Origin of the sequence: Streptomyces sp. NPDC101393, assembly GCF_044767385.1 — a bacterium.
Classification (GTDB): Bacteria; Actinomycetota; Actinomycetes; order Streptomycetales; family Streptomycetaceae; genus Streptomyces.
The window spans coordinates 534639-544481 of sequence record NZ_JBIWNU010000007.1 but is presented as its reverse complement, the minus strand read 5'-3'; the positions used below and the strand labels follow the sequence as shown (position 1 = coordinate 544481).

The 9843-nt window shown below is 70.2% G+C and carries 11 protein-coding genes and 1 pseudogene; 4 read left to right on the top strand and 8 right to left on the bottom strand.

The features are described 5' to 3' along the window. The 3 genes and pseudogenes from ACIRQ7_RS24790 to ACIRQ7_RS24780 form a co-directional block, all read right to left on the bottom strand. Positions 1-96, bottom strand: a pseudogene (locus tag ACIRQ7_RS24790) (electron transfer flavoprotein subunit beta); the annotation flags it as partial. A 214-nt stretch (positions 97-310) separates the two neighbouring features. Next, positions 311-817: a flavin reductase family protein gene (locus ACIRQ7_RS24785; RefSeq protein ID WP_404264942.1), complete on the bottom strand. Its 507-nt coding sequence runs from the start codon at positions 815-817 to the stop codon at positions 311-313. Between the two features lie 225 nt (positions 818-1042). Beyond that, positions 1043-1462: a TlpA family protein disulfide reductase gene (locus ACIRQ7_RS24780; RefSeq protein WP_404264941.1), complete on the bottom strand. Its 420-nt coding sequence runs from the start codon at positions 1460-1462 to the stop codon at positions 1043-1045. Positions 1463-1537: 75 nt separating this feature from the next. Between ACIRQ7_RS24780 and ACIRQ7_RS24775 the strand changes: the two genes are divergently transcribed. Next, positions 1538-1954, top strand: a complete 417-nt coding sequence (locus tag ACIRQ7_RS24775) for a DUF4395 domain-containing protein (protein WP_404264940.1) — start codon at positions 1538-1540, stop codon at positions 1952-1954. A gap of 160 nt (positions 1955-2114) precedes the next feature. Next, a complete protein-coding gene (locus ACIRQ7_RS24770) occupies positions 2115-2825 on the top strand; it encodes a lysophospholipid acyltransferase family protein (RefSeq protein WP_401475340.1) in 711 nt (236 codons plus the stop codon). 60 nt (positions 2826-2885) lie between these two features. Here ACIRQ7_RS24770 and ACIRQ7_RS24765 read toward each other — a convergent pair whose 3' ends face one another. From ACIRQ7_RS24765 to ACIRQ7_RS24745, 5 genes are all read right to left on the bottom strand, one after another. Continuing rightward, positions 2886-3584, bottom strand: a complete 699-nt coding sequence (locus ACIRQ7_RS24765) for a B3/4 domain-containing protein (protein WP_404264939.1) — start codon at positions 3582-3584, stop codon at positions 2886-2888. A gap of 14 nt (positions 3585-3598) precedes the next feature. Then, positions 3599-4216 (bottom strand): transglutaminase domain-containing protein, encoded by a 618-nt coding sequence (locus tag ACIRQ7_RS24760; protein WP_404264938.1) that lies wholly within the window; start codon positions 4214-4216, stop codon positions 3599-3601. Between the two features lie 79 nt (positions 4217-4295). After that, positions 4296-5384: a threonine aldolase family protein gene (locus ACIRQ7_RS24755; protein WP_404264937.1), complete on the bottom strand. Its 1089-nt coding sequence runs from the start codon at positions 5382-5384 to the stop codon at positions 4296-4298. Further along, positions 5363-6124: an SDR family NAD(P)-dependent oxidoreductase gene (locus ACIRQ7_RS24750; protein ID WP_404264936.1), complete on the bottom strand. Its 762-nt coding sequence runs from the start codon at positions 6122-6124 to the stop codon at positions 5363-5365. The genes ACIRQ7_RS24755 and ACIRQ7_RS24750 overlap by 22 nt, the downstream gene beginning before the upstream one ends. A 56-nt stretch (positions 6125-6180) precedes the next feature. Beyond that, entirely contained in the window at positions 6181-7575 is a 1395-nt protein-coding gene (locus tag ACIRQ7_RS24745; RefSeq protein WP_404264935.1) for a DUF6421 family protein, read from the bottom strand. Positions 7576-8077: 502 nt separating this feature from the next. Between ACIRQ7_RS24745 and ACIRQ7_RS24740 the strand changes: the two genes are divergently transcribed. Together ACIRQ7_RS24740 and ACIRQ7_RS24735 are read left to right on the top strand one after the other, a co-directional pair. Next, complete coding sequence (locus ACIRQ7_RS24740) at positions 8078-8761, top strand: glycerophosphodiester phosphodiesterase (protein WP_401475322.1); 684 nt, start codon at positions 8078-8080, stop codon at positions 8759-8761. Positions 8762-8922: 161 nt separating this feature from the next. Beyond that, on the top strand, positions 8923-9804 hold the full coding sequence (locus ACIRQ7_RS24735; protein ID WP_404264934.1) for an ABC transporter substrate-binding protein: 882 nt from the start codon (positions 8923-8925) through the stop codon (positions 9802-9804). Positions 9805-9843: the final 39 nt, after the last annotated feature.

Here is a 9843-nt window from a genome sequence, read left to right as displayed (position 1 = left end):
CACGTCGTCGCGGTCGACGGTCAGGTCCTCGGCGAAGTGCCGGTCGCCGGTGGCGTCGGGCACGTACTTCACACAGACAACGATCCTCAAGCTCACGCCGGCTCTCCTACCTGCTTCGTCTCTTCAGAACTGCCTTGGTGCTGGCAGCATAGGCGCCTGTTGGGGCGGCTCCCGGTCGGATGCGGTTCCCCGCGCCGACCGTCATATTACTCGCCAGTACATCCAGTCTCGTGCCCCGAATCAAGGCCGTGCAACTGTGACCTTGCCAACGACCCCGACCCGGGTGACGACGAAGCGGAACGGGAACGCGTCAGTCGCGCAGAGCGTTGAAGCGGCCCTGGTGATAGAGCAGCGGCCGACCGGTCCCGGCGGGGTCGCCGAGAACGGGCTGGGCGAGGACGATCCGGTGGTCGCCGGCCGGCACCCGCGCCACGACCTTGCACACCAGCCAGGCCAGTACGCCGTCGAGGAGGGGCACGCCCTCCGGCCCCGTACGCCAGGCGGTGCCGGGACCGAAGCGGTCCGCGCCGCTGCGCGCGAAGGTGGCGGCCAGCTCCTGCTGGTGCTCGCCGAGTATGTGGACGCCGATGTGCTCGGCCTCCGCGACGGCCGGCCAGCTGGAGGCGCCGGTGCCGATGCCGAACGAGAGCAGCGGCGGCTCCGCGGCGACGGAGGTGAGCGAGGTGGCGGTGAAGCCGACAGGGCGGGAGCCGTGCGCGGTGATCACCGCGACGCCTGCCGCGTGCCGGCGGAAGACGGAGCGCAGCAGTTCGGGAGATGCGGTGCGAGGCGTGCCGAGGTCGGTCGAGGCCGTCATGGAATTGTCCTTCTGGTGTGGTGTACGAGCCCAGGCAGGGGCGTCGACAGCCGTGCGACTGCCGACATCACTGATGTCGTCGCTGCTCACACGCCCGGACAGCGCGCGCTGGCGGTCCGCAGAAGGTCGACGTGCGCGCGTCCGTACAGAAGGGTTCCTGGCCGCATCACGTCAGAGTGACGATGCGTGACCCACAGCGTCAAGTGGGGACCACCATCTGGGAGATCAATCACGGACCGCCGCTCCCAGTGCGGCGATGATGTCCGCCTTGCGCGGCTGGCCTGCGGCGCGGCGCACGATCGCGCCGTGGGCGTCGAGCACCAGCACCGTCGGCGTCCGCAGGATGTTCAGCGCCCGGACCAGCTCCAGCCTGTCCTCGGCGTCGATCTCGACGTGGCGGACGCCGTCCACCATCCCCGCGACCTCGGCGAGGGTCCGCCGGGTGGCGCGGCAGGGCTGGCAGAAGGCACTGGAGAACTGCAGCAGGGTCGCCCGCTCCCCCAGCTCCGCGCCGATCTCGGCGGCGCCCAGCCGCTCCCCGTCGTCCCGTGCTCGCACCGTCAGCCTCCCATTGCGGCGTTGGTGCAGCAGACCGTAGACGCTCGCTGCCGCCAGCACCGCGATGCACACCATGAGTCCAGTCATCCCCCGCTGCAGCGTTCACGAGACCGTAAAGATTCCCGGTCCCGCACATCGGGCGCGCTGGGGGAGGGTGGGGACATGACGAGAGACAGGATCGATGTCCGCGGTCCGCGGTTCGGAGCGGTGCTGACGAGTGCGGTGCTGGCGGCCGTCCTGATCAGCGGGAGCGGAGGGCTGCTGGCCTTCCAGGCGCTGGTGTTCGCCGTCGGCGCGGTGGCGGGTGTCCAGCACTCGCCCTACGCCTGGCTGTTCAAGGTGGTGGTCCGGCCGCGGCTGGCACCGCCGGACGCGTTCGAGGATGCCGGGCCGCCGCGCTTCGCGCAGTGCGTCGGGCTGTTCTTCGCGCTGGCGGGGCTGGTCGGGTATGTCGTGGGGCCGGACTGGCTGGGGCTCGCGGCGACCGGCTGCGCGCTGGCCGCCGCCTTCCTGAATGCCGCTTTCGCCTACTGCCTGGGATGCGAGGTGTACCTGCTGCTGCGGCGGGCAGGGGGGTGACTGTGCGGCCCCACGTGACGAGAATCTCCCGGTCCCGGCGGCCCATGCGGTAGCCGCCAAGGCTGTGATCGGGCACGATCTCCCGAAAGCCGCACACTTACGGCTGCGTAGGTTTCCGCCGGGAGAACCCTCCCCAGGCACAGAAAAGGGATCCCCCGACATGGCAGAACTGGTCTATCCGCCCGTGATCGGTGCCGCTCGCACCATCTTCAAGGGCCTCGACCTCAAGTTCGACATCGCCGGGGCGGAGAATATTCCGCGCCGTGGCGGAGCGGTGCTGGTGAGCAATCACATCGGCTATCTCGACTTCGTCTTCGCCGGTCTCGCGGCGCGGCCGGCCAAGCGGCTGGTGCGTTTCATGGCCAAGGAGTCGGTGTTCCGGCACAAGGTGTCGGGTCCGCTGATGCGCGCGATGAAGCACATCCCCGTGGACCGCAGGCAGGGCGTGCACGCCTACAAGCACGCGCTGACCGCGCTGCGTTCGGGCGAGGTCATCGGCGTCTTCCCCGAGGCGACGATCTCCGAGTCCTTCACCCTCAAGAACTTCAAGTCCGGTGCGGCGCGGCTGGCCCAGGAGGCCGGCGTGCCGCTGCTGCCGGTGGCCCTGTGGGGCACCCAGCGGCTGTGGACCAAGGGCCACAAGCGCGACCTGGGGCGTAACCACTTCCCGATCACGATCCGGGTGGGCGAGCCGATGGAGGCCGACCCCGCCGAACAGGCCGAGAAGATCACCGACCGGCTGCGGGCCCGGGTGCAGGACCTCCTGGAGGCCGCCCAGCGCGCCTATCCGGTACGCCCCAAGGGCCCCGAGGACACCTGGTGGATCCCGGCCCACCTCGGCGGCACCGCCCCGGCGGCGCCGGGCGCATAGCGCGGGGGCACGGCCGGGCGCACAGCTCAGGGGAGAAGGCCCGTGACCACGGCGGTGTGACTACGGCGCCCAGATGCTGCCGATCTCGATACGGGCGTCGGGGCAGGCCTTGTGCAGCGCCTCGGCGAGTTCGGTGGCCGCGGTGGTCAGTTCGCCGAGGGGCATCGGCGCCATCCGCTCCAGCAGGAAGAGGGCGTTGACCGAGTCCTCGGTCAGCCGGGTGCGCACGCCCTGGCGCCAGTTCCAGCGGCGGCAGGTGACGCCCTCGTCGTCGCACCAGACGACCTCGCCGGCGTCGGGGTGTTCGATGACCTCGGCGCCGCCCGCGGCGGTCGCGAAGGGTTCCTCGCCGGTGGCCCGCACGAGCCGCATGCCGCCCTGGATACGGTCCAGGTCCTCGCCGCCCACCGGGATGAGATGGGCGACGCTGATGGCGTTGTAGAGGTCGACGAGACGGTTGATGCGCGGCAGTCCGCCGTCCGCGAGGGCCCGCTTGGCCAGCGCCTCGGCGGAGTTACGGGTGCGCGAGGGCTTGCTGCCGAAGGCGGTGTACGCGGCGCGCCAGGCGGCGAGGTGCGGGTCGTCCTGCGGGCCGCGGCCGTCCAGGCGCTCGGCCAGTCGGCGCGCGGCCTCGTCCAGGAGCGCCGAACCGGCCGCGTCACTGGGGCCGTTGGTCAGGCCGTGCGCTTCGACGGCGAGGTATCCGAAGCCGGGCGCGAGGGCGCGCACCTCGTCGGAGACGTGCAGGGGACGGGTCATCGGGGTGCCGTTTCTCAGAGTGCGGTGGGGAGTGTTCGCCAGAGGTGCGGCCGGTCGACGGCCTGCTGGAGGCATTGGAGCACGGCCGGATGTGGTTCAGCAAACAATACTGGGTAGTCCAATTCATTGAACTCGGGGCGGGGGCGGAAGGCGAGCTGCTCGCGGTCGGTGCGGAACTGCGCGTCGACGCCGGGCTTGTTGCCCCGCGGATCCTGCCGCACCCAGCGCTCCGAGCCGGGCAGCCTGACCGCGACCAGGCCGTGCACGACGCCGAGGTTCTGGTAGCACAGCGCTGTGGGGACACCCTCCGCGCGCAGCAGAGCGGCCAGGGCGTGCGCCTTGGCGTAGCAGATGCCGACGCCCTCCCCGAGGACGTCGGAGGCGCGCCAGGTGACCCTCTCCCGGCCTCCGGTCGGGGGGAGGTCCGTCCCGCTCCGCCCGTCGCCGGAGTCGGCCGGGTGCAGGATGGTGTCGCGGACGAACTCGAAGGCGGCCTTGGCGTATGCATATACATCCGGGGCATCGGCGCGCAGGGCCGCCGCGGTGGCGCGGACGCGGGGATGCTCGTGGTCGATGACGTCGCCGGCCGCCAAATATGCGGACAACACCGGGGTGTTCTGCTTCAGGTCCATGACCGGGGAGCGTAGCGATGCGCCCGACCGGAGGCCAATGACTTTCCGGTCGAGCGCATAGCTATACAGTGACAGGGTCCTAGCGCTGCATCTCCTCGCGGAGCGCGTCGAGGAATCCGTCGACGTCCTCCTCGGCCGTGTCGAACGCGCACATCCAGCGCACGTCGCCGGCCGCCTCGTCCCAGAAGTAGAAGCGGTAGCGCTTCTGCAGCCGCTCGCTGACATCATGCGGCAGCCGGGCGAACACCGCGTTGGACTGCACCGGGTAGAGGATCCGCACGCCGTCGATCTCCCGCACACCGGCCGCGAGGCGCTGCGCCATGGTGTTGGCGTGCCGGGCGTTGCGCAGCCACAGATCACGGGCGAGCAGCGCTTCCAACTGCACGGAGACGAAACGCATCTTGGAGGCGAGCTGCATCGACAGCTTGCGCAGATGCTTCATCGCGCGGACCGCGTCGGGGTTGACGACGACCACGGCCTCGCCGAACAGCGCGCCGTTCTTCGTGCCGCCGTAGGACAGGATGTCGACGCCGACGGCGTTGGTGAAGGCCCGCATCGGGACGTCCAGGGTGGCCGCGGCGTTGCCTATCCGGGCACCGTCGAGATGCACCAACATGCCGCGCTCATGGGAGTGTTCGCAGATCGCACGGATCTCGTCGGGCGTGTAGACGGTGCCCAGCTCGGTGCTCTGGGCGATCGAGACGACCTGCGGCATGGCGCGGTGCTCGTCGTCCCAGCCGAACGCCTCACGGTCGATCAGCTCGGGCGTGAGCTTGCCGTCCTCGGTGGGGACGGTGAGCAGCTTCAGCCCGCCGACACGCTCGGGCGCCCCGCACTCGTCGACGTGGATGTGCGCCGAATCGGCGGCGATCACCGCACCCCAGCGGTCGGTCACCGCCTGCAGAGCGACGACGTTGGCGCCGGTGCCGTTGAAGACCGGGAAGGCCTCGGCGCTCTGCCCGAAGTGGCTGCGGATCACGCGCTGGAGGTGCGCGGTGTAGTCGTCCTCGCCGTAGGCGACCTGATGGCCGCCGTTGGCGAGGGCGAGGGCGGCGAGGATCTCCGGGTGGGCACCGGCGTAGTTGTCGCTGGCGAAGCCGCGCACCTGCGTGTCGTGGTGCTGCCGTGCGTCGGTCTTCGCGCCGGTCACGGCTCGGGGGTCAGCCACAGACGCTTTCCATTCACTTCCTGGGCGGGCCGGCTCCAGACCCCGGCGATGGCCTCGGCCAGCTCCGAGACGTCCGTGAAGCCCGCGAATTTGGCGTTCGGTCGCTCGGCGCGCATCTGTTCGTTTACGAGCGCCTTCACGACCAGGATCGCAGCCGCGGCGCGCGGTCCGCTCTCGCCCCCGGCCTTGCGGAACGCGTCCGCGAGGGCCAGCGTCCAGGCCTCGGCGGCGGCCTTGGAGGCGGCGTAGGCGGCGTTGCCCGCGGTGGGCTTGCTCGCGCCGGCCGCGCTGGTCAGCAGATAGCGGCCGTTGCCGCCGCGTTCGAGACCGTCGTGGAAGGCCAGCGAGGTGTGCTGGACGGTGCGTACCAGCAGCCTGTGCAGCAGGTCCCAGTCGGCCAGGTCGGTCTCGGCGAAGGTGGCCGAGCCGCGCCAGCCGCCGACGAGGTGGACGAGGCCGTCGATCCGGCCGAATTCCTTCTCCGTACGGGCGGCCCATTCACGGGTCTGGTCCAGGTCCAGGAGGTCCACTGTCTCACCGATGACGGTGGCGCCGCCGTGGGCGTAGCGCGCCGCGTCCACGGCCTCCGCGAGCCGCTCGGGATGCGAGTCGGAGCCGACGACCACGGCCCCCGCCTCGGCCAGCCGCAACAGCGTGGCGCGGCCCGCCGGGCCCGCCGCCCCCGCCACCGCGATGACCGCGCCTTCCAGCGGCCCCTGGCCGCCCGTCGAAGTAGTCATCTTCGTCGCCTCCTCATGCTCCTGGACGGCCATCCGCCGGGGGTTCCGATCGGTGTTCACGCCGCCGCCAATGCGTCACTGTGAGCAGTGATGCCCTTGGTGGAGGCGATCACAACCCGCAGCTTCTTGGCCAGCGCCTCGTAGAACATGCTCAGCGGGAACTCGTCCGGGAGAACGTCGTCCACGAGCTTGCGCGGCGGCAGGTCCAGGTCGAGGGCGTCGGGCCCCTTGGCCCAGACCGAGCCCGGGTGCGGAGCGAGGTAGGTCGAGACGAGGTCGTACGCGGCGAACCAGTGGACCAGCTTGGGCCGGTCGATGCCGTCGCGGTAGAGCTGTTCGATCTCGCCGCACAGCTGGTTGGTGACCTTGGGCGCCCGCTCCCAGTCAATGTGGAGTGTGTTGTCCGTCCAGCGTACGACCTCGTGCTTGTGGAGGTACGCGAAGAGCAGCTGACCGCCGAGGCCGTCATAATTGCGCACCCGGTCGCCGGTGACCGGGAAGCGGAACATCCGGTCGAAGATCACCGCGAACTGCACGTCACGGGCCTGGGAGACCCCCTCGGCCTCCAGCTTCACGGCCTCCTTGAAGGCGGTGAGGTCGCAGCGCAGCTCCTCCAGGCCGTACATCCAGAACGGCTGGCGCTGCTTGATCATGAACGGGTCGAACGGCAGGTCGCCGTGGCTGTGGGTGCGGTCGTGGACCATGTCCCACAGGACGAACGCCTCCTGGCAGCGGCCCTGGTCGGCGAGCATCTCGCGGATGTCGTCCGGGATTTGGACGCCGAGCGTCTCGATGGCGGCCTCGCTGACCCGGCGGAAGCGGGCGGCTTCGCGGTCGCAGAAGATGCCGCCCCAGGAGAAGCGCTCGGGGGCCTCGCGCACGGCGATGGTCTCCGGGAAGAGCACCGCGGAGTGGGTGTCGTAGCCGGCGGTGAAGTCCTCGAAGGTGATGCCGCAGAAGAGGGCGTTGTCGTAGCGGGTGCGCTCCAGCTCGGCGAGCCAGTCCGGCCAGACCATGCGCAGCACGACCGCTTCGAAGTTGCGGTCCGGGTTGCCGTTCTGCGTGTACATGGGGAAGAGGACGAGGTGCTGGAGGCCGTCGGCGCGCTGCTGGGCGGGCTGGAAGGCGAGCAGCGAGTCGAGGAAGTCGGGCACCTCGAAGCCGCCGTCGGCCCAGCGACCGAGGTCGGCAACGAGGGCCTGGTGGTAGGCGGCGTCGTGGGGCAGCAGCGGGGCGAGCTGCTCGATGGCGGCTATGACGCGGTCGACCTCGTGGCGGACGGCGCCGGCGCTCGGCGCGCCCTCGGCGGTGAGGTCGATCGAGCCGTCCTTGGCCTGCCAGGGGCGGATCGTCTCGACCGCGTTCTTGAGTGCGGACCACGCCGGGTGCCCGACCACAGGCGCGGCGCCGGCACCCCCCTGGACACCCACAGGCGAAAGAATTTCCGTCATGACTGCCCTCCGGCGGTAGATCGTGTTGTCAGGACACGGTAACCAGCCAAGGATCGTTAGCTCAAGTGGAGGCGCCGGAAATTATTCTGCGCACACCCGGTGGCTACGCTCATTTTTCCTGCGAGTTGCGGTTTTGGCGACACGTTCTCGCCGTGGAGCGGATGGTTCCGGATGCTTTGTCCGGCAGAAGGGGCGACGGACGCCACTCGGCAAACCCGGCTGTGGCATATGCCACAGGACGCTGCCGGCGCCTCGGCGGCCCCGGGCACCGGCCGCCGTCAGCGCGGGAAGGAATCGCCCACGCGCGGGTGAGCCGTCTGAAGCCGGATCTGGCGGGTACCCCTACTGGACACACCACGGTCCCGTCCGGCGGCCGGTTCGGCGCCATCCGGGCCCGTTAGGCTGTGCGCCATTTCGACACCGTTGTACCGATGTCGGCCGTTCCGCGGTCGGCACCGCCACCCAGCCGAAGCAGCACCGAGCCGACAGAAGCGAGGCAGCCTTGTCCTTTCTCACCATCGGACACCGCGGGGTCATGGGCGTGGAGCCGGAGAACACCCTGCGTTCCTTCGTGCGCGCCGAACACGAGGGCCTCGACGTCATCGAACTGGACCTGCATCTGAGCAAGGACGGCGCACTGGTCGTCATGCACGACGCGGACGTGGAGCGGACGACCGACGGCACCGGCCCGATCGCCGAGCGCACCCTCGCGGAGCTGCGCGAACTGGACGCCGGGCGGGGCGAGCGGATCCCCGTCTTCGAAGAGGTCGTGGACGCGGTCAAGGCGCCGCTGCAGGCGGAGATCAAGGACGTGGCGGCCGCGCAGGCGCTGGCCGAGGTGATGCGCTCGCGCGATCTGACCGGCCGGGTCGAGGTGATCTCCTTCCACGACGAGGCCGTGGCCGCGATCCGCACCCTGCTGCCCGGTGTGCGCACCGCCCTGGTCGGCAGCCGCTACGGCGCGGATATCGTCGACCGCGCCCAGGCCGTCGGCGCCGACATGCTGTCGCTGAACATCCGCCGGCTCACCCTCGAACTGGTCGAGCGCGCACACGCCGCGCATCTGAAGGTCCTGGGCTGGACGGTCAACACCCACGACCACCTCCGGCTCGCGCGCGGCCTGGGCCTGGACGGCGTGGTGACCGACCAGCCGGAGATCCGCCGGGCGGTGCGCTTCACGGCGTGAGCCGCGACCGGGCCGCTCGCCCATGAGGTCCGCCGGGCGGGCGGCCCGCCCCGGTCGCAGGGAGACATCCGCAGTTCACAGGCCCGCAACGTCTTCCCACCATGCGGACGTTTCCCCCGGTGATCTCGACAGATGCCCCGGCGCACTGCCACTCTCCCGCCATGCGCCTCGCCAACCGCCCCATATTTCTTGCCGCTTGCGCCGCCGCCGCGCTGTTCGCCGCGGTCGCCGGCTGTGCCCCGCAGGACGAGTCCGCCGATGGCGCGAATGCCGCCGGCAAGGGGCAGCAGAGCTGCGCGAGAGGCAAGTTGGCCACCGTGCGCACCGGCAGGCTCACCGTCGGGACGGACAAGCCCGCGTACGCCCCGTGGTTCGCCGACGACACGCCCGCGAACGGCAAGGGGTTCGAGTCGGCGGTCGCCTACGCGGTCGCCGGGGAACTGGGCTACGGCAAGGGCGCGGTGGACTGGCGGACGGTGCCGTTCAACAACGCCTTCGCGCCGGGTGAGAAGAAGTTCGACTTCGACATCAACCAGATCTCGGTCAGCTCCGCGCGCAAGAAGGCCGTCGCCTTCTCCTCCGGCTACTACGACGTACGCCAGGCGGTCGTCGCGCTCAAGGACTCCAAGGCGGCACACGCGAAGAGCGTCGCCGACCTCAAGCGCTTCCGGCTCGGCGCGCAGGTCGGCACCACCAGCCTCGATGTCGTCAACGACACCATCCGGCCGACGCAGCGTCCCGCCGTCTTCCAGAAGAACGACTTCGCCAAGTCCGCCCTGAAGAACGGCCAGGTCGACGCGATCCTGACCGATCTGCCGACGGCGTTCTACATCACCTCGGCAGAGATCGAGGACGCGAAGGTCGTCGGGCAGTTCCCGTCCACCGGCGGCACCAAGGAGCAGTTCGGCCTCGTTCTGGACAAGGAAAGCCGGATCACCGGATGTGTGAGCGCCGCGGTGGAGGCGCTGCGCAAGGACGGCACCCTCGCGGCACTGGAGAAGAAGTGGCTGACCGACGCCGTTGCCGTACCGGTGCTCAAGTGACGTTCCGCAGAGGGGTGTTGAAGGAACCCCGGACCCCGG